The organism is Lentzea cavernae, assembly GCF_014653695.1.
In the GTDB taxonomy this organism is placed as follows: Bacteria; Actinomycetota; Actinomycetes; order Mycobacteriales; family Pseudonocardiaceae; genus Lentzea; species Lentzea cavernae.
The window spans coordinates 375,114-401,720 of sequence record NZ_BNAR01000001.1 but is presented as its reverse complement, the minus strand read 5'-3'; the positions used below and the strand labels follow the sequence as shown (position 1 = coordinate 401,720).

1 protein-coding gene is annotated in these 26,607 nt (G+C 71.2%); it reads right to left on the bottom strand.

The window, feature by feature from the left end:
* Positions 1-3: 3 nt before the first annotated feature.
* Positions 4-26,607, bottom strand: a complete 26,604-nt coding sequence (locus IE307_RS01850) for a hypothetical protein (RefSeq protein WP_191295672.1) — start codon at positions 26,605-26,607, stop codon at positions 4-6.

Below are 26,607 nucleotides of genomic sequence, written 5' to 3'. Positions count from 1 at the left end.
ACGCTAATGCATCTGCACGTCCTGCTGTAGCCCCGCCGGCGGCTGGTGCGGCCGGTAGGTGACCTGGCGCCCGTCCAGCACCAGCTCCACCTCGACGGTGTCGGGGAACGGCGGCCCCATCGGCCGCAACAGCTCCGGCTCGCGACCCGCCTGGTGGATCCGGATGTTGACGCCCTGCTGCGTCGCGATCAGGTGTCCGAGCAGGTCACGCGCGTTGTAGAAGCCGTTGTTCTCCGCGGCGTCCGCGTGCATGTGCCAGTTCATGTTCTCCACCAGCGCCCCGTACAGGTGGCCCTGCTGCATCGGCCGCCCGACGGAGTAGTCCGCGACGGCCTTCGTCACGGCCTGATGGGTCGCCGCCAGGCTCACGACCTGCTGGCGCAACACGACCGGATCCACACCGCGCGCCTGCCCGACCACGGCGTACAGGCCGTTGGCCGTGACCGGCGGCGCGGGCCGCCGCGCCAGCACGTCCTCGTTGAGGAACCGCAGCTGCCGTTGCGTGTAGCCGACGTGGTCGGACGGCACCGGCCCGTGCACCGGGGCGTCCTGCTGCCCGCCTGCCTGCGCCTGATCGGACGGCGCCGGAACCGCCGCCGGCAGGACCGGGCTGTGCCTCTGCGGCGTGCCGGGCTGGGACTCCCCGGTACCGCTGTGCGCACTGGCCGTCGTGGAGTCGAGGGCACCGCCGTGCACCTGGTTGGCCGCCGGGGGCGTGGCGGGGACCTCCGCGATGGGCTGCGGGGGCGCCGGGTAGCGCGGGTCGGACCACGCCGCGCTCGTTTCCGTGCTCGTCGCCGCGCTCGTCTCCGTGCTGTGCGACGGGTCCAGGTCGGCGGGCGGCTGGTGGGACACCGGCGCGTCCGAGACGTGCTCCACCGGTTCCGCGACCGGCGCTGCGAGCTGGACGTCCACTTCGGACTCGGCGGACGGCTCGGCCATCGGGGCCGGGGCGTCCTCCACGACGGTGTCGGCGACCGGCGCCTCGACCACCACGTGGTCGACGACCGAGTCGTCGGTCGCGGTGTGCTCGACGGTGGTGTCTTCGACGACCGGCGGTACGACGATCACCGGGGTGTCGTCGATGGTGTTGTGGACCGCTGAGTCGTCGGTTGCGACGTGCTCGGCCACTGCCTTTTCGGCCAGTGGCGGCGCGTCGACCACCGTGTCTTCGAGGATCACGTCGTGGCTTGCCGCGTCCTCGGTCGTGTCGTGGACCGCTGAGTCGTCGGTCGCGACGTGCTCCGCCACCGCCTTTTCAGCCGCTGGCGGCGCGTCGACCACTGTGTCGTCGACGATCACCTCGTGAGGCACCGCGTCGTCGGTCGCGGCGTGCTCGACGGCGGTGTGCTCGGTGACCACCGGCGCCCCGACCATTGCGTCATCGGCCACCAGCGGCGTCTCGATCGCCGTCGTCTCGACGATGGCCTCGTCGATCACTGCCGGCGTTTCGATCGCCGGTGCCTTGACCGTGGCGTCGTCGATCACGACCGGTGTCTCGACCATCGGCGTCTCGACGATGGCCTCGTCGATCACTGCCGGCGTTTCGATCGCTGGTGCCTTGACCGTGGCGTCGTCGATCACGACCGGTGTCTCGACCATCGGCGTCTCGACCAGCGCCTCGTCGATCACTACCGGCGTCTCGATCACCGGCGCCTCGACCACGGCGTCGTCGACCACCACAGGCGCCTCGATCACCGGCGCCTCGACCAGTTCCGCCAGCGCCGCGTCCTGCGCGATGGTCGTGGCCTGGTTGTACCCACCGTCACGGCCGAAGACGTCGGCGGCGAGCCGGTCGGGGTCGGCGGTGTGGGACGGCGTGTGGTTGACCGCATCCCACAGGCGGTGTGCCCAGGCGTCGAACGCGGCCCGGCTGCCCGGCGCGCTCAGGTCACCGAACTGCGCCACCTGCGCGGGCTCGAAGACCGGGCGGCCGAACTCCTTGGCGAACGCCCGCGAGACCTGGTCGGTGCCGTGCTGCTGGATCATCGCGGCGACGTCGTCGGTCCTGGTGTCGAGCACGACCGACGCCCGCAGCAGGTCGAGACCCCGGGAGTTCGAGGTCAGCGCCGTCTCCACCTGCTTGGCGAGCGGGGTGGCGTTCGTCATCGCGTAGGAGGTCAGACCCTTCACGCCGCGCTCCACCACGAAGTCCGGAGTGCTCGAGTCCACGTCGGTCCCGGTGCCCTCCACTGCGGGCGCGTCCTTGCTCGTCGAGGCCTCGCCGGACGAGGACGACTCGGCGGGCGGAGGCGGTGGCGGCGGGGGAGTGGGGGACGACGACGTGGTGCTCTCCGCCGGCGGGGTGTTGTACTCGGTGATCTTCTGCTCGACCACCGCCTTCTTCTGCCACCACGTCTGCTGCAGCTGGTCGGCGGCCTGACGGGCGTTGTTCAGGTTGGTCTCCGCCGTCGTGACGAGGGCCTGCTGCGTCGCGCGGTCGGAGTCGCGCTGGGCCACGGCCTGGTCGTGCGCGGCCACCGCGCCGACGCGGACGGCGTCGAGCCCGGCCACCACCTGTTGTTGCGCGATGAGCTCCGCGCGGCGGGCGTTGGCCTCGGTGCGCAGACCCTCGATCGCGGCGTTGGCGACGTCGAGGAGGTCCTGGGTCTCCCGCTTCGACGTCTGCGCGCCGGTCAGCTTGATCTCCGCGGCCTTCTGCACGGTCTGCGCATCGGCGTGCGCCTCACGTGCGGCACGGACCTTGGCCTGGAGGTCCGCGTCGGCCGGTTTCGCGGTGAGCAGCTCGTCGAGCGTCCGCAGCGTCTCCGCCTTGGTCTCGACGTCCGACTTGGCGTCGTCCAGCTCGAACTGCGCGGTCTTCGCGGCCGCGTCGAGGCGGCCGACCTCCGGAGACAGCTTGGAGATCGTTTCGAGCGTGCCCGCGGCCTTCAGGCGGGCGGCCTCCGCCCTGGTCTCCAGCGGCGGGAGCTTCACCTCCTCGTCCCGGTGGTTCTTGACCGCCGTGTCGTAGCCGGTCTGGGCCGGTGCGAACTCGGAGTCGATCCTGGCGAGCGCCGCCGCCGAGCTGTTGATCACGTGCTGCGACTCGTGGCGCCGGGTGTCGACGGCGATCTCGCCGGTGCGCCACGCGTCGGCAGCTGCCTTCACCTCGGTCTGAGCGGTTGCCAGCTCCGGGCTGAAGTCCTTGCCGAGCAAGGCTTGCGCGTCGGCCGCGGGCATCCTGACCGCGGCCGAGTTCGGCACGGACAGGTCGACGGCGACGGACCTGCCGCCGATCGTCGCCACCACGCGGTACTCCACCCCGAAGTGCACCAGGCCGGTCGTGGCCTTCGGCTTGAGGTTGTTGACCTTGTTGTCGGTCTGGCCGCCGGAGTTCGCCGTGGCGTCCTCGCCGGCGTGCCGGAACTCGAGGCCGCTCGTGGCGAAGGTGACGTTGTCCTTGGGATCGGTGTTCTGCTTGATGCCCGCGCCACCGGTCGCGAGGCCGACGGAGAAGTCACCGGTCTCGGTGACCTTCGAGTCGGTGCTGGTCGCGGTGATCTGCGTCTTCGGGTTCTCCATCGCCACGCCGTCGCTGAGCGAGCCCAGCGTCGGGTCGACGAGCTTGGCGTAGACCTTGACGTCCGCGTCCTGCCCGAACGTCAGCGCGGCCTCGTGCAGGCCCGGCACGCTCAGCGGGCCGGACAGCATCGACGGCAGGTGCGGCTGCAGGTTCTCCGGGCTGAGCGTGGACAGCAGGCTGTTCAACGCGCCGGTGCCCTTGCCGGTCAGGCCCTTCTTCGCCCCCGCGTCCTGCAGCGCCTGGATCGCCGCCTCGCGCAGGTGCTGGGCGCCGCGCAGGTTCTCCACCGACGAGCCCGGCCGGAGCATGACGGGATCGCCGTCCTGCCGCCAGTCGTCGATCGCCGCCTGGGTGGCCTCGGCGGCCCCGTGCGAGGTCTGCACCTTGGCGTACGGCTGCGGCGCCGTGTCATCGTCGATCTTCTGGTTGTCCGCGTGCAGCCGGACGACCATGTCCTGCACGCCGCTGCTCGCGGTCGCGACGACCTTGTCGCCCTTCTCCACGACCAGCTCGAACTCGACCGGCACGGTGTAGCGCGCCGCCGGTCCGCTGCCCGCGCGGAAGCTGCCGAACTGGTCGGTCGTCGAGGTGGTGACCGAACTGCTCGTGGACTGTCCGATGTTCGCGGCCGCGATCACGCCCGCGGTGCCGGAGACGTTCGGGTTGGCGCTGCCCGGCGAGGCGAGACCCGGTGCCTTCAGGCCGATGCCCCAGCCGGTGCCGCGGCCCTGGCCGTCGGTCACCTTGTGCGAGCCGGCGATCGTCGACTCCATCTCGACGCCGTCGTTCACGACGTTCTCGAACTTCGGCGTGCCCGCCTTGGCGCGCAACGTGACCTGGAACGAGTCCTTGCCGAACGTGCCGGGCTGGTGCACCAGCAGCGGCACACCGCCGTCCATGGCGCTGTCGATCATCGCCTTGACGCTGGCGGGCGAGCTGAAGTCGACCAGGCGCTGCAGGTTGCTCATCGAGTCGTCGAGCACCGAGTCCGGCAGCAGCGAGTCGCCGAAGCGCTTCGCGGTCTTCCGGTTGACCTTCGTGGAGAGGTCGGCGACCACGTCCGACAGGTCCGGCACGCTCTCCACGACGGACAGGCCGAGCGCGCTGGGCTCGTCCTTCGCCACCGTCGCCGGCGGCGCCATCTTCGGGAAGACGGGCGGGGCCACGGTCGGCTTCACGTCGGGCAGCAGGCCCATGTCCCGCGCCACGTCCTCCGTCACCCGCACGAAGACCGACTTCGGCAGGGAGACGGTCGCGCCCTCGGACCTGGGCGTGGTGCCGGCGATGAAGTTCCGCGCGCGGCTCTCACCGACCACGGTGACGTCGGCGTCCAGCTGCACCAGCACGGTGCGGGCGGTCGACGGCGTCACGTGGTTGCGGTCGTGGCTTCCGCCGACCTCCTTGCCCGACATCTTCGAGTCGGACCACGGCGTGACCTTGCCGGCCACCGCGACACCACCGGCGCCGCTCGTGGGCGTGGGCTCCCCGGCGGGCGGCGGCGCCGAGTTCGGCTTGATCGGCACGTTGATGCCGCCGGTGAGGTCGACCGACCGGGCGGTGGTCGAGGACTGGCCCGCCTTGTAACCACCGGTGCTGGCGTTCTCGGTGCCGGTGTCGTCCGAGATGGACACGATCTTCGGGTTGCTCAGGCCGAACTTCACACCGATCGCGCCGACGCGGTCGGTGACCCGCCGGTCGTACTTGAACCCCTGCTCCTGGATGCCGGTCTGGGTCAGCGTGCGCAGGTTCGCCTTGATGTTCTCCGGGGAGAACATCTTGTCGATCTGGGCGCGGGACGCGGTGCCCGGCACCGTGAGCGCGGAGTCGCCACCGGCAGCCCGATTGAGCGCGTCGATGGCCTCGTCGCGCAGCGCCGTCGTGTTGGCCACGGCCTCCACGTGCAGGAACTCCGGTGCCTTCGTCGCGGCCTTGGTGCTCAGCAGCTGCTTGACCGACGGCGCGTTCGCGAGCGTCGTTGACACCGGCGCACCGGGCTCGAAGCCCTTGCCGGGGTCGGCGTCCAGCGTGGAGCTGTCCGACACCCAGAGGTTGACCTCGCCCGTGATGGTCTCGAGCCCGCCGGTGCCGGTCTTCGCGACCGTGGTCTGCTGCGGGGTGTGGAAACCGGGAGCGCCGGGCACGACCCGCCGCACCCAGGCCCGCGGCCGGGTGAACGTGGTGATCTCGACCTCGAACTCGACGTCACCGCGGAACACCTGGGCGTTCGGGCTGCCGATGCTGAGCGACGTGCTGTTGACCGTCGGTCCCGCGGTGGTCTTGTCCGTCCACGAGTGGTTGTACTTGACGCCCGCCTGCGGCGCGGGGCTCAGCTTCGCGAGCTTGGTCTCGCCGGGGATCACGACCTTGCCCTCGACACCGGCGCTCCAGCCCTTGGTGGTGCTGGAGGCGCTGTCGAGCTTCGGGCCGGTCGACGACGCGTCGCGGACGTTGCGCGCGTCGGCCTGCCCGAGGTGCTTCGTGTCGGAGACCTTGGCCTTGATCGTGATGTTGACGTAGGTGTTGGTGGACGTGCCGCTGTTCTTCAGCTGCACCTGGACACCGGGACCCATGAGGCTGTCCATGTTGGTCCGCAGCGCCGCGGGGGAGAGCTGCGAGGTCAGCTTGCGCTGGTTCGCGAGCTGCTCGGCGACGTCGGCGAAGCCCTTGCCCTTGCTGCTGCGCGGGTTCACGCTCGGGTCGTTCCAGGTCGGCAGGAACTTCTGGAACCCGGGGAGGTTCCGCAGCGCGCCCTCGACCTGCGTCTGGACCTTCGAGGCGGCCGCGAACTCGCCGACCTTGGCGTTGCCGGTGGCGAGCGCGTCGCTCAGGTAGGGCGGCGGGAACTTCTTGCCCTTGTTGGAGTCGTCGACGATCGAGTTGCGGGTGCCGTCCGGCGTCGGGAGCCCGGCCTGGGCGGCCTCGGGCAGACCGATGCGCATGTACGTCGTGACGGGGACCGTGACGACGCCCTTGGGCGTGCGGACCTGGACGTCGGCGGTCACCTCGTACAGGCCGGTGTCGCCCTTGAGCTGGATGCCGCTCTTGTGCGAGGTGTTGATGCCCGCGTTGACGTTCTCCGCGATGCGCGCGGAGTAGCCCACCGTGGCGCCGACCTGGCCGCCCACCACGTCCGGCAGACCGGTGTTGAAGCCGAGACCGGCGGCGAGGTCGCCACCGGACTTGGTCGTCGACGACACACCACTGCTGTGCGCGGAGGTCTCGTGCAGGCGGAGCTGACCGGTGTCGAGCGTGCCGACGAGCTTCGCGGTCTTCAGCTTCGCGGTCATCTGCACCGCGGCGCCCTTGCTGGCGTGCGGGCTGATGAGGTCCGGCGACGTCACGTAGGCGCCGCCGAGCATCGCGCCGAGGTTGTTGCGGATCTCGGTGGGGCTCAGGAAGTTCTGCAGCGCCTCACGGCCGGGCGAGCCGACCTTGACGATCGACGGGTGCAGGTCCCGCGCGACGTCGTCGAACGCCTTGTGCGGGTTGGTGACCGTCACCGCCTCGGGCGCGGGGTGTTCGAGCTTGGTGCCCCAGTCGGGGTCCGTCGGAGCGTGCCCGTCCTTCGCGTTGCCCGAGTTCGTGATCTTGGTCAGGTCGTTCGGGATCTGCAGCGTCACGTCGGTGCCGGTGTCGACCGTGCCGGCGGGCCTGATCCCACCGCTCGGGTCGGCCAGCGTGATCTCGTAGGACACCTTGACGGTGGCCTGCGTCGACCCCTCGCCCGCGCGGATGATCCGCTGGTCGGTGAGCGCCGTCGACGTGCCCTGCGACTGCGCCGGCGTCGCGAACTGCGCCTTGCCGGCGAGCGAGCCGTACGGGCCGAACCCGGCACTGGCCGAGGCCGCGACGCCGATGTCGTTGGCCGTGGCCGCGGTGTGCGTCGTCGAGGACGAGTTGCCCGACTGCGCGGTGGCGTCGACCTTGACGCCGGGCGCGGCCTCGGGGGCGACCGCGGTCTGCGCCTGCATGGTGGCGCGGATGTTCGCCTCGTACCAGGTGTTGCCGATCTTCACCTGGAAGTTGCGGCCCTTGTCCAGGAACGACTCGAAGTCGCCGTTGATCGCCTGCTGGATGCGGGCGGCGTCGGCGGGCTTGAGGTTCGCGATCGCGTTCGTGACGTTCTCGGCGCCACGCACGTCGGTCGGCGCGATCGTGCCCAGCGCCTTGTTGTTCTGGAAGAAGGCCGGGAGCGTGTCCGTGCCCGGCATGACCTGGCCGACGGTCTGCGGGGCCAGGACGGTCATCTCGACGACCGGGTTCGGCGGCGCCGGGCGCGACCGCACCTCGGTCTCCGGCGCCGTCCACACCGAACTGTCCTGAGTGGACTTCTCGCCGCGGTCGTGGGCGCTGAAGGACGACCTGCCGTCCGGGTTCTGCTGCCGGTCGACGTGCAGTTCGTTCCCGGCCCCGGGCTTGGCGTCACCGAGCGGCTGGACGGTCGTGGAGGACCCGTCCGGGTCGTGCACGACGATCGGCCGGTCGAGCTCGGTCGCGAGCAGCCCGACGGTGAGGTCCTCCGCCTTGGCCGACTTCGCGGCGTCGGGCACGTGCTGCTCGGCACCGGGGTTCGCGGGTTCGATGAGCGCGTCGGCCAGGTGTCCGTTGTCGAGGTCGTGCTCCTGGCGGAACTGGTCGATCTGGCCGGTGACGCTCGTCGAGGCGAGCGAGCCCTGCTGGATCGCACCCGTGCGCAGATCGGTGGGCGTCGGGACAGCGGTCTTCGCGCCGCCCTTCGCCTCGTTCGCCAACGCCTCGTGCACCGCGTTGAACACGCCGTCGTTGCGCGGCGCGCCGGCGCTAGGCGCGATGCCGTGCTCCAGCGTGCTGAACGTCCGGGTGACGGTGCTGTTCTCCGGCAGCGACGAGAGGTCCGCCGGCCGGGTGTCGCCCACGACGTCCGGTTTCGCGGTGGCGGGCGCGGGGTTCGCGGGGCTGTCGGTGCCCGGCTTCGGCGTCCAGCCGGGCGGGGGCGGCACGGTGGCCGGACCGGCGGGCTCGAGCCTGGTGTCGGGCACCATGACCTGGCTGTTGGCGGTGCGTTCGACCAGCCACAGGTGCCGCGGCCGCAGACCGGGCTCCTTGCCGTGGACGTCGGCGCCCATCATGCCGCCGTCGTTCTGGTGCACGCCCGAGTTGGTGTCGTGCTGCTGGAAGACGCGGCTCGAGTCCTTGTACTCGTCCGGAATGCCCAGGTAGTGCAGGGTCTCGTGGGCGAGGACCTCGGGGCTCGTGTCCGGGTTCCAGTGCGTCTGGTCGGTGTTGGGGTTCTTCGGGTCGACCTTGATGCTGGTGTGCGCGTCGGCCTTGTTGTCGACGAACTCCAGGTTCAGGTGGAACTGGTCGCCGCTGGGCAGCCGGTGACCCTGGTTCAGCAACGAGTTGACGCCGTGGGTGGCGTTCGCCTTGACCTGCGCGATGGCGTCGGCCTTCGCGGCGGGGTCGATGTGCACCTTGACGGTGTACTCCTGCACGAAGTTGCCGGGGCTCGTCTCGATGCGGCGCAGGTCGTAGTTGATGAGGCCCTGGTAGGACTTCAGGTCCGACACCGTGCTGTCCGTGCGGATGTCGTGCACGACGACGTCGACCGTCCGCACGTCGGTGTTGTTGCGGCGATCCGCCCACGTGCCGCGGTCGGCGGGCTTGTCCGGTGCGAACCACTCCGCGGTCTTCGCGGGGTCGTGGCGCCAGGACTCGTCGGTGATGACGTCCTTGCCCTTGTGCGAGTCCGCGGTCGGCGGCGTCATCGCGGGCGGTGCGCCACCGCCCTTGACCTGCTTGGGCGCCGCGTCGTTCTTGACGTCACCCGTCGCGGGCGCGGGACGCGGCGTGCTGCCCTCGGCACCGCTCCTGCTGGTCTCCGGCGCGGACGAGTCGCGCGGCGGCAGCGCGGGCGGCGGCTGCTGGTCGAGGTGCGGGGTGGCCGTGGCGGCGGTGGTGTTGAACGTGCCGACCTCGGTGTCCACCTTGGCCTTGGCGTCCCACCACGTCTGTTGCTTCTTGTCCGCCTCACGACGGGCGTCGTCGAGCTTGGTCTCCGCGTCCTTGATCGCCTTCTCGGCGGCCGTCTGCTCGTCCACGAGCTTCTGGCGCGCGTCCTCGGCCGCGGTGCGAGCGGCGTCGGCCTCGGCGGCGACGTTCTGCTGCGCCTGGAGGGGAGTGCGGGCGTCGGCGGCGGCCTGGCGCTGTGCGTCCAACTCCGCACGTGCGTCGGCGACCTGCTGCTGCGCGTCGCCCAACGCGGTGTGCGCCGCGTCGGCCTCCTGCGCGAGCCGGTCGATCTCGGGCTGCGGCGCACCGTCGGCCCGCGCGTCGGCGAGCGCGTTGTCGGCCACCTGCGCGTCCTGGCTCAGCGACACGACCTGGGCGTTGAGGTCCTGGATCGTGGCACGGGTCTGGGCCGCGTCCCTGATGGCGCCGTCGAACTGCGCCTGCAGCGGCACGACCCCGGCCTCGGCGTCGAGGTGGGTCTCGATCGCCGTGTTCGCCTGCACCGACGCGTCGCCCAGGGGCTGGTCGGTCCGCGCCATGACGGCGGCGGCCTCGTTGATCCTGTCCTGGGCGTCGTGACGGGCCTTCTCGACGTCCTTCTCGGCGGTCCGCCAGTCGTCGGCCGCCTTCTTGACGTCGGCCTGCGCGTCCTTCAGCGAGTCGCTGAACTGGTGGTTCAGCATCGTCTCGACCTCGGCGGCGGGCATGCGCACGCCGGCCGAGCCGGGCACGGTCAGGTCGACGACACCGGTCTTGCCCCCGATCGTCGCGACGACGCGGTACTCGACGTCGAACTGCACGAGACCGCTGCGCGACGCCTCCTTCGGCTTCGGGCCGCCGGTCGCGGACTGCGACGGGTTGCCGGACACCGAGGACGAGTCCTCGGCCCCGTGCCGCAGCTCCACGCCACCGGTGCCGAAGTTGACGGTGTCCGTGGGCGCGCCCTGCTTGATCGCCGCGCTGCCCTGGGCGAGACCCACCGACACGTCGGCGGAGTCCGCGACCTTGGCCTCGCTGGAGGTCTCGGACGACTTCGTGTCGAGCGGCCGCTCGATCTTGACGTCGTCGCTGAGCGATCCGAGCTGCGGGTTCACCAGCTTCGCGTAGACCTTGACGTCGGCGTCCTGCCCGAACGTCAGCGCCGCTTCCTTCAGGCCCGGCACCTCGAGCGGGCCGGACAGCATCGACGGCAGGTGCGGCTGCAGGTTTTCCGGGCTCAGCGTGGAGAACAGGGCGTTGAGCGACCCCGTGCCCTTGCCGGTCAGGCCCTTGCCGGCGCCCGCCTCGTTCATCGCCTTCACCGCGGCGTCGCGCAGGTCCTTGGAACCGCGCAGGTTCTCGACCGACGCGGTGGACGGCAGCTGCGTGGCGCGGGTGTCCTGCTGGAACGCGGCCGCCGCCTCCGGGGTGCCGTGGTCGCTGCTGCGCTTGCTGGCGGCGGACATGTACGGCTGCGCGGCCACACCACCGGAGATCTTCTGGTTGTCCGCGTGCGTGCGGACCTTCATCTCCTGCGGGCCGCTCTCCGCCCGCGCGATCTCCTTCGAGCCCTTCTCGACGACGAGCTCGAACTCGACGGGCACGGTGTACTGCGCCGCCGGTCCGCTCGCCGTGCGGCTGTGGCTGAAGCCCTCGGTGGTCGAGTTCGTCACCGAGCTGCTCGTGCTGCTGCCGATGTTCACGCCCGCGGCGACACCCGCGGTGCCCGAGACGTTCGGGTTCGCACTGCCCGGCGAGGCCAGGCCCGGTGCGCGCAGACCGGCGCCCCAGCCCGTGCCGCGGCCCAGGCCGTCGCTGTCCTTGCGGGAGCCGCCGACGTTGTGCGACATGTCGACGCCGTCGTTGACGACCTGGTCGAACTGCGGCGTGCCCGCCTTGGCGCGCAACGTGACCTGGTACGAGTCCTTGCCGAACGTGCCCGGCTGGTGCACCAGCAGCGGCACGCCGCCGTCCATGGCGCTGTCGATCATCGCCTTGACGCTCGCGGGCGAGCTGAGGTCGACGATGCGCTGCAGGTTGCTCATCGAGTCCTGCAGGACCGAGTCCGGGATCAGCGTGCCGCTGCCGAACTTCTTGGTCTTCGTCGACAGCTCCGCCGTGAGGTTGTTGACGACACCGGACAGGTCCGGCACCGACTCCACGTTGGACAGACCGAGCGCACCCGGTTCGTTCGTCGCCACCGTCGAGGGCGGCGCCATCTTCGGGAAGTCCGGCTTCGGCACGCTCGAGGAGACCTTGGGCAGCGCACCCAGCTCGCGAGCGACGTCCTCGGACACCCGCACGAACACCGACTTCGGCATGTTCACCGTGACGCCCTCGGCGTTCGGCGTGCCGCTGTGCAGGAAGTTCCCGGCGCGGCTCTCGCCGACGATGGTGAACTCGGCGTCGATCTGGACCAGCACGGTCCGCGCCTCGCTCGAGGTGCTCTTCCCGCGGTCGACGTTGCCGCCGATCTCGGTCGACTGGGTCTTGCTGTCCGACCACGGCGTGAACTTCGCGGTCGCGGCCACACCACCGGACCCGCTGGGGGACGTCGGCGTGCCCGCGGGCGGCGGGGTCACGTTCGGGCGCACGGGCACGTTGATGCCGGCGGTGAGGTCGACGGACCGGCTGGTCGTGGACGACTCACCCGCCTTGTAGCCACCGCTGACCGAGTTGTCGGTGCCGGTGGTGTCGGAGATGGCCACGAGCTTGGCCTCGCCGAGCTTCACGGACATGCCGATGGCGCCGGAGCGGTCGGTGACGCGGCGGTCGTACTTGAGGCCCTGCTCCTGCACGCCGGTCTCGATGAGCCGCTGCAGGTTCGCCTTGATGTTCTCCGGGGCGAACATCTTGTCGATCTGCGCACGCGACGCGGTGCCCGGCACGGTCAGCGCCGAGTCGCCCTTCGCGGCCCGGTTCAGGGCGTCGATCGCCTGGTCGCGCAGCTCCGTCGTGTTCGCGACGGCCTCGACGTTGAGGAACTCCGGCGACTTCGGCCTGGCGTCCTTCGGGCTCAGCAGGTCCTTGATGGACGGTGAGTCGTCGAGCTTCGTCGACTTCGGGTCGCCCGGCTTGAAGCCGTCACCGGGGTTGTCCTTGAGCGTCGCGCCGTCCTGCACCCACAGGTTGACCTTGCCGTCGATCTTGTCGAGACCCGCGCCCGTCTTGGCGACCGTGGTCACCTCGGGGGAGTGGAATCCGGGTGCGCCGGGCGTCACGCTGCGCACCCACGTGCGCGGCCGCTCGAACGTCGTGATCTCGATCTCGAACTCGACGTCGTTCGAGAACACCTGGGAGTCCGGGCTGCCGGACTGCGACTGCGTGGCCGTGACCGCCGGTCCGGCCGAGGTCTTGTCCGTCCACGAGTGGCTGTAGGACACGCCGGCCTGCGGCATCGGGGTGAGCGAGGCGACGCCGGTCTTGACCGGGATGTTCGCCCTGCCCTGCACGCCGCCGGTCCAGCCCTTGGTGGTGCTGGTGTTGGCGTCGAGCTTCGGACCGGTCGTCGTCGAGTCGCTGACCGCGTGCTTGTCGGCCTGGCCGAGGTGCTGCGGGTTGCTGAGCTTGGCCTTCACCGTCACGTTGACGTAGGTGTTCTTCGTCGTGCCGGAGTTCTTCAGCTGCACCGAGACGCCCGGACCGAGCAGGCTGTCCATGTTCGCCTTGAGCGCGGCGGGGGACAGCGTCGCCGCGATCTTGCGCTGGTTCGCGAGCTGCTCGGCGACGTCGGAGAAGCTCTGACCCTTGCTGCTGCGCGGGTTCGCGTCCGGGTTGTTCCACTTCGGCAGGAACTTCTCGAAGCCGGGAAGTTCCTTCAGCTTGTTCTCGACCTGGCCCTGCACCTGGTTGGCCGGCTCGAACTCGCCGACCTTCGCGTTGCCGGCGGCGAGCGTGGCGGCGACGAACGGGGGCAGGTACTTCGTGTTCGCGGTGGCGGGGTCGGTGATCGAGTTCCTGGTGCCGTCCGGGGTCGGCAGACCCACCGCACCGGCCTCGTTGAGGCCCATGCGCATGTGGGTCGTGACGTCCATCTTCACGCTCTCACCGGAGGGCGTGCGGACCTCGACCTCGGCCGTGACCTCGTACAGGCCGGTCTCGGACTTCACGCCGATGCCGGTCTTGTGGTTGCTGCTCGACCCCGCGTTCACGCCCTCGGCGGTGCGCGAGGAGTAGGTCGCGGTGGCGCCGACCGTGCCGCCGACCTGACCGGGCACGCCGATGTTGCCGCCGAACCCGGCGGTGACGTCGAACCCGGTCTTGGTGGACGCGGACACACTGCTGCCGAAGGCGGAGGTGTCCTTCAGGTCCAGCGCGGCCTTGTCGGACGTGCCGACCAGCTTCGCGTCCTTGAGCGTCGCGGTCATCTGCACCGCGCCGCCCTTGCTCGCGTGCGGGCTGATCAGGTCGGGCGACGTGACGAAGCCACCGAGCATCGCGGGCATGTTGTTGCGGATCGAGGTGGGGCTCAGGAAGTTCTGCAGCACCTCGCGGCCGGGGGAGCCGACCTTCGTGATCGACGGGTGCAGCTTCGAGGCGACGTCGGTGAACGCCTTGCCGGAGTCCTTGACCACCACGGCTTCCGGCACCGCGTTCTCGACCTTGGCGCCCCACTGGGCGTCGGGCGGCGTGACCGAGTTCGAGGTCTTGCCGGAGTCGACGATCGAGCTGAGGTCCGCCGGGATCTGCAGCGTGACGTCCGTGCCGGTGCTCAGCGTCGCGAACTGCTTCACCTCACCGCTCGCGTCGGTGAGCGTGATCTCGTACGAGACCGGGACGGTCGCCTTCTTCGACCCGTCGTCCGACCCCTTGATCGCACGGGCCTCGGTGACGGAGTTGCTGGTGGACTGCGAGACCGCTGGCGTCGCGAGAGCGGCCTTGCCGCCCAGCGAGCCGTACGGGCCCATCGGCACACCGGCCGTCGCCGAACCGCCCACGTCGTTGGACGTGGAGACGCTGTTCGTCGTGCCCGTGGCCACGCCGGCCTGGTAGCTCTTGTCGACCTTGGTGTCGGCGTCGGCCTGGACGTCGGTGGTGGCGTCCGCGTGCATCTCGGCGCGGACGTTCGCCTCGAACCAGGCGTTGCCGATCTTCACCTGGAAGTTGCGGCCACCGTCGAGGAACGTCTCGAAGTCGTTCTCGAGCGCGTCCTTGATGCGGGCCTGGTCGTTCGGCTTGAGGCCAGGGAGCTCCTTCACGACCGCGTCGGCGCCGCGCACCTCGGTCGGGACGATCGAGCCCAGCGCCTTGTTGTCCTGGAAGAAGCTCGGCAGGTTCGTGTTCGGGACCTGGCCGACCGGCTGCGGCGCCATCGTGGTCATCGGGATGACCGGGTTCGGCGTCTGCCTCGGCGGCGCGGGACGCGTCTGCGGTTCCGGCGCCGGACGCGTGTCGGCGTCGGCCTCGGAGCGGGCCTGGGTGTTCGTGTCGGACTGGGGCTGGGTGTCCGCGCTGGAGTCGGGTCGGACCTGGTTGTCCGCGTTGGGCTCGGGCCGGGTCTGCGTGTCCGCGCTGGAGTCGGGTCGGACCTGGGGGTCGGCGTTGGGCTCGGGCTGGACCTGCGTGTCCACACCGGACTCAGACCGGGCCTGCGCGTCCACGCCGGCCCCAGGTCGGGCCTGGGTGTCCACATCGGACCCGGACCGAACCTGCGTGTCCGTGTCCGTGTTGGACCCGGACCGGACCTGCGTGTCCGTGTCGGGCTTCGGCGGTGCCGGTCGCGTGTCCGTGTCGGGCTTGGGCGGCGCGGGGCGCGTGTCCGTGTCGGGCTTGGGCGGCGCCGGGCGCGTGTCCGCGTCCGGTTCGGACCGGGTCTGCACGTCCGCGTCCGGCCTGGGCGGTGCGGGGCGCGTGTTGGGGGCGAGCTCCCCGACGGCCTCGCTCAGCACCTGGTAGCCGGTCGTGGTGCCGGGAGGCGTGTTGTGACCCTTGTGGGGCCGGTCCTGCTGGAACGTGTTCGCGTCCTGCTCGAGGATCTTGTACGACCCGTACTCGGCCAGGTCGTCGAAGACCTCCTGGCGGAACGCGTTGCCGAGCACGGGGCCCTTGGCGCCCAGCGGGCTGTTCTCGCCCAGCGCGAACGAGTCGAAGCTGTCCTGCCACTGCTTGCGGTCCGCCGCGCGGTCGGTCGCCCAGACCGTCTCCCAGACGGCGTTCTTGAACGACCCCGGGTTCGTGGCGGCGCCGACCGTCTTGCCCAGGTTGGAGCTGTCGATGTCTTGGTGCATGGCGAACGCCTGCACGCGGGGGCCCGGGACGTCCGGGTTCGGGTTGTTGCTGTTCATGTACTGCTGCAGCTGGTGCTGCGCCGACACCAGGGACAGGCCGGCCTGCGTGTAGTCGATCAGCAGCACGTTCTTGCCGGGCGGCAGGTCGCCCAGGAACTCGTCGAAGTGCTGGTTGAGCATGTCCTGCTGCTGGTCCGTCAGCGGCTCGAACTTGGGCTTGCCGTCGGGACCGTTGTACGCCGGGGCGAGGATCGAGTCCGGGTCCGCGGGCGCGGGCCGGAAGTTCGACAGCGGGATGGACACCGCGCCGTGACCCTGGTTCTGCAGCGCGGCCACCACGGCGGCCGGGCTGCGGCCCAGGCCCACGTAGGCGAACTGGTCCGGCGGGTACTTGTTCGTGATGTGGCTCGCGAGCTCGTTGACCGCCTCGATCACGTCCTGCTGGCCCTGGAAGTGCGTGTCGCGTGCCACGCCCTCCAGTTCGCTGCGGAAGTCCTCGGGGCTGTTGATGTCGTAGACCTCGGGACGGCGGCCGCCGTCGCCGGGGGTGGTGCCACCCAGCTTCTCGTCGTAGAGGATCTTCGTGATCGAGTCCTCGATGCCGCTCTTCTGTGGCAGGACGATCCCGTTGTCCGACAACCACTTCCGGGCCATGAACGGCGTCAGACCGACCGAGCTGCCGTCGTCGATCCGGATGCGGACGAAGTCCGAGGGCTTGTTCGGCAGGTGCTGGTACTTGTTGTCGACCATCTGCCAGCTCGAGTCCTGGGACACGTTGGCGGGCTTCAGGTCGTTGACGCGGTCCTCGAGCGTCTTGTCGGACGCGTCCTGGTAGTCGCTGTCGGAATCACTGTCCGAGTCGCTGTCGGAGTCGGAATCGCTGTCGGGCTGCGACTGGGGGTTGGCAGACGTGGACGGGGTGGGCTGAGGAGCTGGCCGCGTGGTCGCGTCGGGCTCCGAACGCGTCTGCACGTCCGTGTCGGGCGAGGGCGGCGCGGGGCGCGCGTCCTGCCGTGCCTGCTGGAGGTCCTGGGTGAAGTCCCGGAAGGCCTCGAGGTGGGCGGTGTTGTGCCCGCCCTCCCGCGCGTCCTGGATCTGCTGGTCGACGTGGGTCTGCACGGCCGCGATGTCGGCGTCGCCGAACTGGCGCCAGCCGGGCGCGTTCGTGTCGGCCGGCAGCTGCAACGCGTGGGCGGTGAGCGAGGCGTCGCGGTTGGTCGTGAGCTGGTCGACCTGGTTCTGCCGCCACTGGACGTCGCGGCCTGCCCGCTCCTGGCGGGCCGCCTGGTCGTCGCGCATCGACTGGGTCTTGAGGGCGTCGGGCACCATGTCGGCGGCGTTCCACCGGGTGCTGTCGGCCTTGGCCTTGGCGAGGCCCTGCTCGGCGATCTGCGTCCGCTGGTCGTAGATGTTCGGGGGACCGGCGTTGCGGGAGATGTCGAGCGCGTTCTGGATCGCCGCCGCGCGGTCGGGGTTGTTGCTGTACGCGGGGTTCTGCTGCATGTCGCGCAGCGCGGCGGGGTCCAGGCCGTACAGCGACGCCGCGAACGACCGTCCCGGCGTGCCCTCCTGCACGGGACCGAAGCCGCCGGGGACGACGAGGTCCACGTCCGGGTTCGCGGGCCGCGCGGCCGGGTCCTGCATGAACGGGCGCGCTTCGGGACGTGGCGCGGGCGCCGGTGCGGGCTGGGCCTGCGGGTTCCCGTCGGCCGCGCGGTCCCGGACGTCGGCGGCCGGCTGGGCGTCGCCGCGCGGCTGGGCCGGTGCGTCGTCGTCCGAGCGGACCGACGAGGAGTCGTCCACGTCGGCCGGCGGCGTCTCCGGCCGGTAGGGCACCGCCTTGTCGGTGAGCTGGATGTCCTGGAGCTGGCCGTAGAGCTGGTCGAGCTCCGGGGTCGGCTGGCCGGCCACGCGCGCGTCGCGGATCAGGTCCGTGACGTGGTCCTGGAGGACCTCGACGTCCTGCGGCGTCACCGACTGCCAGCCGGGCGCGTTCACGTCGCTGGGCAGGCTCAGCGCGTACGTCGTGAGCGCGTCCTTGCGGTCGTACTGCAGCGTCAGCAGCTCGTTGGAGAGCTGCTGCTGGTGCTGCTTGAGGTTCTGGATCTCGGCCTGGCGCTGGGCCTGGTCCGTGCGCATCAGCTCGGACTTGAACATGTCCGGAAGCGCGTCGCTGACGTGCTTCAGGTCCTTCGCCTTGCTGTGCGACTCGTTGATCTCGGCCTGGAGGTCGGCCAGGTGCTGCTGGATGCCGCCGGGCTTCTGCGCGGCCTCCAGGTTGCGGGACATCTGGTTGATCTCTTGCACGTGGAACGGGTCGTTGCGGTGCTGCACGGCGAGGTCGGCGAGCTCGGCGGAGGACTTGCCGAAGAGCGAGGCCCTGAACGCCGCGAACTCCTTGCGCGGGTCGAGCCCCCGGTTGTCCGGCTGCACGTCCACGTCGGACTGCACGTCCACATCGGACTCGACGTCCGACCTCACGTCCACATCGGACTCGACGTTCGACTGCGAGTCGGCGTCCGACCGCACGTCGGAATCCGGACCGTCCTGGTTCGCCAGCTCCTGGCGGCGCTGCTCCAGCTCCCGCGCGAACTGGCGGTCGTTGAACTCACGGGTCCTGGCGTCGAGGTCGCGCAGGCGTTCCGCGCGTGCCTCGATGTCCGCGTTCATCTGCGCGATCTTGGCCTGCGTGGCCTGGATGTTCGCGTGCATGTCCGCAGCCTTGGCGAAGCGGTTGTCGTAGTCGGGCTTGCCGACGAACGACAGGTTCTGCTCCGTCTGCTTCACCAGGGCCTCGGCGTCGGCGATCTTCTGGTCGAAGTCGACCGAGGTGTCGACCTCGCCGCCGAACATGCCCCGCAGGAAGCCCCTGACGCCGGTGTTCTCCGACTTGCCGTCGCGGAAGTTCTGCAACGCCTCCTTGGCGTCGTTCAGCTGGGTGGTCAACCCGTCCAGGCCGCGCGTCGAGGCGTGGCCCAGCACCTTGCGCACGTCCGCCTCGTTCTGCACCCGCACCTGCAGGTCCTTGAGGCTCTTGGGGTCGAACCCGGCGTTCTCCGCCGCCGCGATCTGCTGGGTCAGGTGGGCGTCGAGCTGGGGGAGCGTGGCGAGCGGGATGTTCGCGAGGTTGTCCGCGTTCGGCCCCGCGACCTGGGTGTCGATGATGTGGGTCAGACCCACCCTCGGGCCTTCGGCGTTCAGGGTGTCGATCTGGCTGTTGGTGTTGTCCCGCAGGTCGGTGAGGGTCGCGACCTGGTCCTTGATCGCGGCCGTCTGCGCGAGCTCCCTCGGCGACTGCATGATCTCGGGCTTGCGCGAACCCTGGGCCTTGGCCTCGTCGATCCGGCTCTGCAGGTCCGCCGACCGCTGCATCAGGTCGGCCGTGAAGGCCTGCGGGCCGCCGGGGTGCGCGGCCGCGCGCTTGATCAGCTGGGTCTTCTGCGCCGCGTCGTAGAGGCCCTTGTCCTGACGTCCCTTGTACAGGTCGCCGATGGTCTGGTTGACCTCCGCGGAGGACTTGCCGCTGAGGTAGGCCTCCATGCCGGCGCGAACTTCCTGCGGCGTCGGGCCGCCGAGAGCGCCGAACGTGCCGTTCTGCGAGGACACCTGCACCTGCGGCGCGCCCGCGGGGCCGTGGACGGACTGCACGCCGTTGTTGTCGACGACGAGCTGCACGCCCAGCGACTGCGCGATCGTGTCGGGCAGGTGCGCACCGACCTGGGAGTCGGCCCACGCGGGCGTCTCCATGCCCTTGGCGACCAGGTCGGCCGACGTCGGCATCGCGCCGTTCTGCTTGACCTCCTGCGTGACGTGGTTGACCACGTCGGCGTCGCCCGGCTTCATTCCGTCGGTGCTCACGACGTCCCAGCGCTTCGACGAGCCGTTCGCGAGGTCGTTCGCGAGGTTCGCCCGCCACTGGTCCAGCTTGGCGTCGGTGTTCGGGCCGGGCACGTTCGGTTCGAGGTCGGGGTGGAACTTCGCCAGCGTGTCGGGGTCGGTCTTGCTCGCGACCCAGCTCGACAGGCCGTCCGGCGTCAGGCCGGGGTGGTTGTGGTTCTGCGGGTTCTGCCGGACGTCGTTGACGACGATGTCCACAGTGGACTTGACGTCGCTGATGCCGACGAGCGGGGACGAGTTCGGGACCCGCACGTCCTGGAACGCCGCGCTGCGCAGCACGGACTCGACCAGGCCGACCTTGTCCAGGTTGGGCAGGTGCGTCTGGTTGTTCGGCCGGACGTCGGCGTCCACGTCGGAGTCGAAGTCGAAGCCGCCGGGCAGGTTCGGCGTGTCCGTCGGCCTCGTCCGCATGTCGGCGTCGGGGCCCTTGGCGGTGCTGTCGGTGTCCGGAGTGGACGATGCCGGCGCGGGGTTGCTGTCCGGGGCGGGCTTCGGAGTCCAGTCCGCGGGCGGCGGCACGGTGGCGGGACCGGCCGGGTTGATGGTGGTGTCGGGCACCATCACCTGGCTGTTGGCGGTGCGCTCGATCAGCCACAGGTGGCGCGGCCTGATGCCGGGGTCGGGCAGGTGGACGTCGGCGCCCATCATGCCGCCGTCGTTCTGGTGCACGCCCGAGTTGGTGTCGTGCTGCTGGAAGACGCGGCTCGAGTCCTTGTACTCGTCCGGGATGCCCAGGTAGTGCAGGGTCTCGTGGGCGAGGACCTCGGGGCTCGCGTCGGCGTTCCAGTGGTCCTGGTCGATGTTGGGGTTCTTCGGGTCGACCTGGATGGTGGTGTGGGCGTCGGCCTTGTTGTCGGTGAACTCGAGGTTGAGGTGGAACTGGTCACCGCTCGGGAGCCGGAAACCCTGGTTCAGCAGGTTGTTGACGCCCTTGGTGGCGTTCTCCTTGACCTGCGCGGCGACCGCGGGATCCGCCGAGGGGTCGATGTGCACCTTGACGGTGTACTCCTGCACGAAGTTGCCAGGGCTCGTCTCGATGCGGCGCAGGTCGTAGCTGATCAGACCCTTGTACGCCTCGATCTTCGACGGCGTGCTGTCCGTGCGGACGTCGCGCACGTCGAGGTCGACGGTGCGGACGTCGGTGTCGTTGCGGCGGTCCGCCCAGGTGCTGCGGTCCGCCGGGTTGCTCGGGTTCGACCAGTCCGCGGTCTTCGCGGGGTCGTGGCGCCACGACTCGTCGGTCAGGACGTCCTTGCCCTTGTGCGACTCCGGGGTGGGCGGGGTCGCCGCCGGCGGTGCACCGACCTTCGGCACGTCCTTGCGGGTGCCGTCGGGGTTGGTGTTCGAGTTCGGGGCGGGCGGTGCCGGGGGAGCGGGCGGGGCCGACGCGGGCGGGGTCGCCGGGGCGTCCCTGGTCGGCGTCGGGCGGTTGTCGGCCGTGGTGTTCTGCGCGGGGTTGTTCTGCGCGGGCGCGTTGGTGTCCGCGGCCTTGTTGGTGTCGGTGTTCGGCTTGACGTCGGCGTCGGGCCTGGCGTTGGCGTCGCTGCCGGGGTTGACGTCGGTGTCGGGCTTGGTGTTGGCGTCGGGCTTGGCGTCGCTGCCGGGGTTGACGTCCGTGTCGGTGTTGCCGGGCGACGGGGGTGCGGAACGGCTGTTGTCCTTGGGATCGGCGTCCTTGCTGCCGTCCTTGGGGCCGCTGTCCTTGGTGTCGCCGTTCTTCGGGTCGGCGTCCCTGGAACCGCCGTCGCGGGAACCGTCCCTGGGGTGGCTGCCCTTGGCGTCGCCGCCCTTGGGGCCGCCGTCCTTCGGGTCGCCCTTGCCGTTGCCCGAGTCGGGACCGTCGTCGTTGCCCTTGTCGTTCCCGGTGCCGTTGTCGGTGGTGTTCGGCGCCGGCCTCGTCCTGCCGTCTCCGACGGCGTCCTTCAGCACGTCGTAGGCCGTCGTGACACCGGGCGGGGTGTTGTTGTCCCGGTGCGGGCGGTCCTGCTGGAACGTGTTCGGGTCCTGGTCGAGGATCTTGTACGACCCGTGCTCCGCGAGGTCGTCGAAGGCCTCCTTGCGGAACGCGTCGCCCAGCGGGTGCCGGAAGGGGACCTCGAACGTCTCGATGCTGTTCTTGAAGTCCTGGCGGGCGTCCGCGCGGCCGGTGGTGTCGACGTACTGCTCGTAGAGGTTGTTGAAGAACGACCCCGGCTCGGCGGCGGCGTTGATCGTGTTGTTGATGTCGTTGCGGTTGGTCGCCTCGTGGATCGCGAACGCCTGCACGTGCGGAGGCGGCACGTCGGGGTTCGAGTAGTTGTTCAGGTGCTGCTGCAGCTGGTGCTGCGCCGACACCAGCGACAGACCGCCCTGCGTGTAGTCGATCAGCAGCACGTCCTTGCCGGGCGGCATGCCACCCAGGAACTCGTCGAAGTGCTGATCCAGCATGTCCTGCTGCTGGTCCGTCAGCGGCTCGGTCTTCGGCTTGCCGTCGGGACCGTTGTAGGCCGGGGCGAGGATCGAGTTCGGGTCGGAGGGCAGCGGCCGGAAGTTCGACAGCGGGATGGACACCGCGTCGTGACCCTGGTTCTGCAGCGCGGCGACCACGGCGGCCGGGCTGCGGCCCAGGCCGACGTAGGCGAACTGGTCCGGCGGGTACTTGTTGGTGATGTCCGTGGCGAGGTCGTTCACCGCGTCCAGGACGTTCTGCTGCTCCTGGATGTTCTGCTCGGCCGCGATGCCCTGCATCTCGCTGTGGAAGTCCGCGGCGTTGTCGATGCCGTAGACCTCGGGCCTGCGGCCGCCGCCGCCCAGGTTCGCGTCGTAGAGCAGCGGGTGCACCGCCGCCTCGACGGTGCTTCGCGGCGGAACGGTGATCCCGTTGTCCGCCAGCCACTGCTTGGTCATGTACGGCGTCAGGCCGACAGTGGTGTTCTCGTCGACCCTGATGCCGACGAACTCCGACGGCTTGTTCGGCGCGTGGACGAAACCGCCGTCCTCGGTCTTCTGGTAGCTCGCGTCGTCCTTCGCCGGGTTCGGCGCCCGATAGCTGTCCACCCGCTGCTGGGGGGTCGGCTTGACCGCGCCGGTGTTGCTGTCCGAGTCGCTGTTCGGGTTGTTCTGCTGGTTGCCGGGCGCGGGCGTGACCACCGGCGCCACGACCAGGTCGGGCGTGGGGTTGGGGTTCGCCGCGACGTTCGCGTTCGCCCCGGTGGGCGGCGGGGGCGACGGCCGCGTCTGCACGGGCGGCGTGGTGTCGGGGGTGGGCTTCGGCTGGATCGGGGGAGCGTTGGTCTCGGGCTTCGGCGTGTTCGCCGCGGGAACGGCGGTGTCCGGCTTCGGGCTGCCGGCCGGCGGCACGTTCGTGGCCGGGGCGGGCGGCGGCGTGTTGGCCGGTGGGACGGTGGTCTCGGGCCTGGGGGCGGGGGCGGGGTTCTGGTTCGGGTTCGGGTTCGGCGAGGTGTTCGCCGGGGGAACGTTCGCCTCAGGCCGCGGCGACGGCGGGGTGGTGTTGGGGTTCGGCGTGTTCGCCGGCGGGACGTTCGCTTCCGGACGCGGCGACGGCGCGTTGGGGGGCGGGGTCGCGGCGTTCGGCGGCGGCGTGTTGGCCGGGGGCGTGTTGGTGTTCGGGCTGTTGACCGGCGGGGTGTTCGCCGGAGGCGTGTTCACCGGCGGGTTGCTGACCGGTGGCGTGTTGACGGGCGGGGTGTTCGCGTTCGGGGTGTTCGCGTTCGGCGTGTTGACCGGCGGGGTGTTGACCGGCGGCGTGTTCACGTTCGGCGTGTTGGCCGGTGGCGCGCTCACGGGCGGGGTGTTGGCCGGAGGCGTGTTCACCGGCGGGGTGTTGACCTGTGGCGTCTGCACCGGGGGCGTGTTGACCGGCGGTGCCGGGCGCGTCTGCACGGGCGGTGCGTCGGCCGGCGGCTGTGCCGACGGCGTCGTCTCCGGACGGGGAGACGGGGTGTTGGCCGGCGGGACGTTGGTCGAGGGCGCGTTGCTCGCCGGGTTCGGCGAAGGCGCGTTGGCCGGTGGCGTGTTCGTCGACGGGTTGGCCGAGGGCGCGTTCACGTTCGGCGCCGGGGACGGTGCGTTCGCCGGTGGCGTGTTGACGTTCGGCGCCGGGGACGGCGTGTTGGCCGAGGGGGTGTTGACGTTCGGCGTGGGCGACGGCGTGTTGACCGGCGGCACGCTGGCGGGAGGCGCGGGGCGCGTCTGTGCCGGGGGTGCGTCGGTGCGCGGCGGCTGGGCGGACGGCGTCGTGTCCGAGCGCGGCGGGGTGTTCGCCGGCGGGACGTTCGACGAAGGCGTGTTCGCCGACGGGTTCGACGACGGCGCGTTGGTGTTCGGCGAAGGCGTGTTGGCTGCCGGGTTCGGCGAGGGCGTGTTGGCCGGTGGCGTGTTGACGTTCGGCGCCGGGGACGGCGTGTTGACCGGCGGGGCCGGGCGCGTCTGCGCCGGGGGTGCGTCGGTGCGCGGCGGCTGGGCCGACGGGGTGGTGTCCGTGCGCGGGGACGGCACGTTGGTGTTCGGCGCGGGCGACGACACCGGGGGTGCGGCGGGGGCCGGGCGCGACTGGGCGGGCGGCGGCACGTTCGCCGCGGGAGGCGGCGTCGACACCGACGGGGTGCCCGGCTTGGCCTGGGCGGGCGGCGCGGTGTTCGGGTTCGCCGCCGGGGGTGCGGAGGACGCCGGGGGCGTGTTCGCGGACGGAGGCGGGGACAGCGGCGTCGGCTTCGGGGCCGGGGGCGGCGTCGAGGGCGACGTTCCGGGCGCCTTGGTGATGGTGTTGTCGGGCGTGGGCGCCTTGGGCGCGTCGAACACGCCCTTCGAACCGCCGGTGCTCGGCACGAACTTGCTGCCGCCGCGTTCGCCGCCGGTCGCGCCGGGGGTTCCGCCCGGTGCCATCGGCGGGGCCATGCCAGGCGCGGCCGAGGCCGGGGGCGTCACGCTCGGAGCGGCGCCGCCGCCGCGCGAGCCCGCGCTCTGCGGCGGGGTGCTGACGGCGCTCTGCGAGCCCGGAGGCACGGCGCCGGGGTCCTTGTAGCCGGGTGCGGTCGGCGTGAACGCCGCGGGGGTCTTGGCGCCGCCGCCGGGCGACGTGCCGCCGGGAGTGGCCCCACCGGGCGTCGAGCCGGGCGCGGAACCGGGAGTCGAGCCCGGCGTCGCACCAGGAGTGGAACCGGGCGTCGAGCCGGGCGTGGAGCTGGGGGTCAGCGGGACGTTGGCCGTGGGCTTCGGTGCCGGCGGGGGAGTCGAGGACGAGGTCCCGGGCGCCTTGGTGATGGTGTTGTCGGGCGTGGGCGCCTTGGGCGCGTCGAACACACCCTTCGAGCCACCGACCGGGACCTTGCTGCCGCCGCGTTCGCCGCCGGTCGCGCCGGGGTTCGCGCCGCCCATCGGCGGGGCCATGCCGGGCGCCATCGGGGGAGGCGTCGCGCCGCCGCGCGAAGGCGACGTTCCGGCGTTCTGCGAGCCGGGAGCGGACGTGCTGGGCTGGGTGCCCGCAGCTCCACCGGGATCCTTGTAACCGGGTGCGGTCGGCGTGAACGCCGCAGGGGTCTTGGCGCCGCCGCCGGGCGACGTGCCACCGGGCGTCGCGCCACCAGGCGTCGTGCCGCCCTTGCCACCGGGAGGGGTGGCGCCGGGGGTGCCGGGAGGAGTCGCGCCGCCCTTGCTGCCGCCGGGGTCCTTGTAGCCGGGTGCCGTCGGGGTGAACGGCGCGGGAGCCTTGGGGCCGCCGGTCGTGGCACCACCGCCCTTGCCACCGGCACCGGCCGGAGGCGTGTAGCCGGGCGCGGTCGGGGTGAAGGGCGCGGGGCCCTTGGCGCCACCGGTCGTGGCACCACCGCCCTTACCGCCGGCACCGGCCGGCGGGGTGTAGCCGGGCGCGGTCGGGGTGAAGGGCGCGGGGCCCTTGGCGCCACCGGTCGTGGCACCACCGCCCTTACCGCCGGCACCGGCCGGCGGGGTGTAGCCGGGCGCGGTCGGGGTGAACGCCGCAGGAGCCTTGGGGCCGCCGCCGGGCGTCGCTCCGGCGCCGCCCTTGATGTTGGGCGCCGCACCTGCCACACCGCCGCCGGGGCCCTTCGTGCCACCGGTCGTGGTGCCGCCCTTGCCACCGCCGCCGGCGGGAGGGGTGTAGCCGGGCGCGGTCGGGGTGTAGGGCGCGGGAGCCTTGGGGCCGCCGGGAGTTGCCCCGGCGCCGCCCTTGATGTTCGGGGCCGCGCCGGCCGCCGCTCCGCCGGCCGTGTTCGTGCCTGGCGTGATGTTGGCGCCGCCGCCCTTGACGTTCGGCGCCGCGCCGGCCGCTGCTCCGCCGGCCGTGTTGGTGCCCGGCGTGATGTTCGCGCCGCCGCCCTTGATGTTCGGGCCGGAGGCTGCGGGGCCGCCACCGGGTCCCTTGGCGCCGGACGTCGTGTTGCTGGCGCCGCCCTTGGGGCCCTGCGTGCCGTTGGCGGTGGCGCTGCCCGGCGTGAAGTTGCCCGAGCTGCTGGTGCCGCCGCCCTTGATGCCCTGCGAGCCGTTGGCCGTGGCGCTGCCGGGCGTGAAGTTGCCCGACGTGTTGTTGCCCGCACCGCGCACGTTCTTCGCGTCGGTGGTCGTGTCGATCGACTTGATGTTGGTCTGGTTGGTCTGGTCGACCTGCTGCGACGTCTGCTGCGTCGCCTTCAGGTTGGACTGGACCTCGGTGAACGCCTTGGCGCCCTTGTCCGCCTGGGAGACGGCGTTGTCGTTCGACGAGTTGAGCGCCGGCACCGCGAACAGGCCGATGGGCCCGAGCGCGTTGCCGCTGAAGTTGAGGCCCCGCAGACCAGATGAGATGCCGGTCAGCCGGGACCCCAGGTCACCCGCCTTGTTCTGCAACCCCTGCATCGAGGAGTCGTTCATGGAGTAGCCGCTGTTGCCGGTGGGGCCGCCCCCGCCCGTTCCGCTGGTGGGCGGCGCCGAAGGGGGCGGATTCGCCCCGGGGTTCGACGACGGGTTCGGGTTGACGTTCCCCTTGGCCAT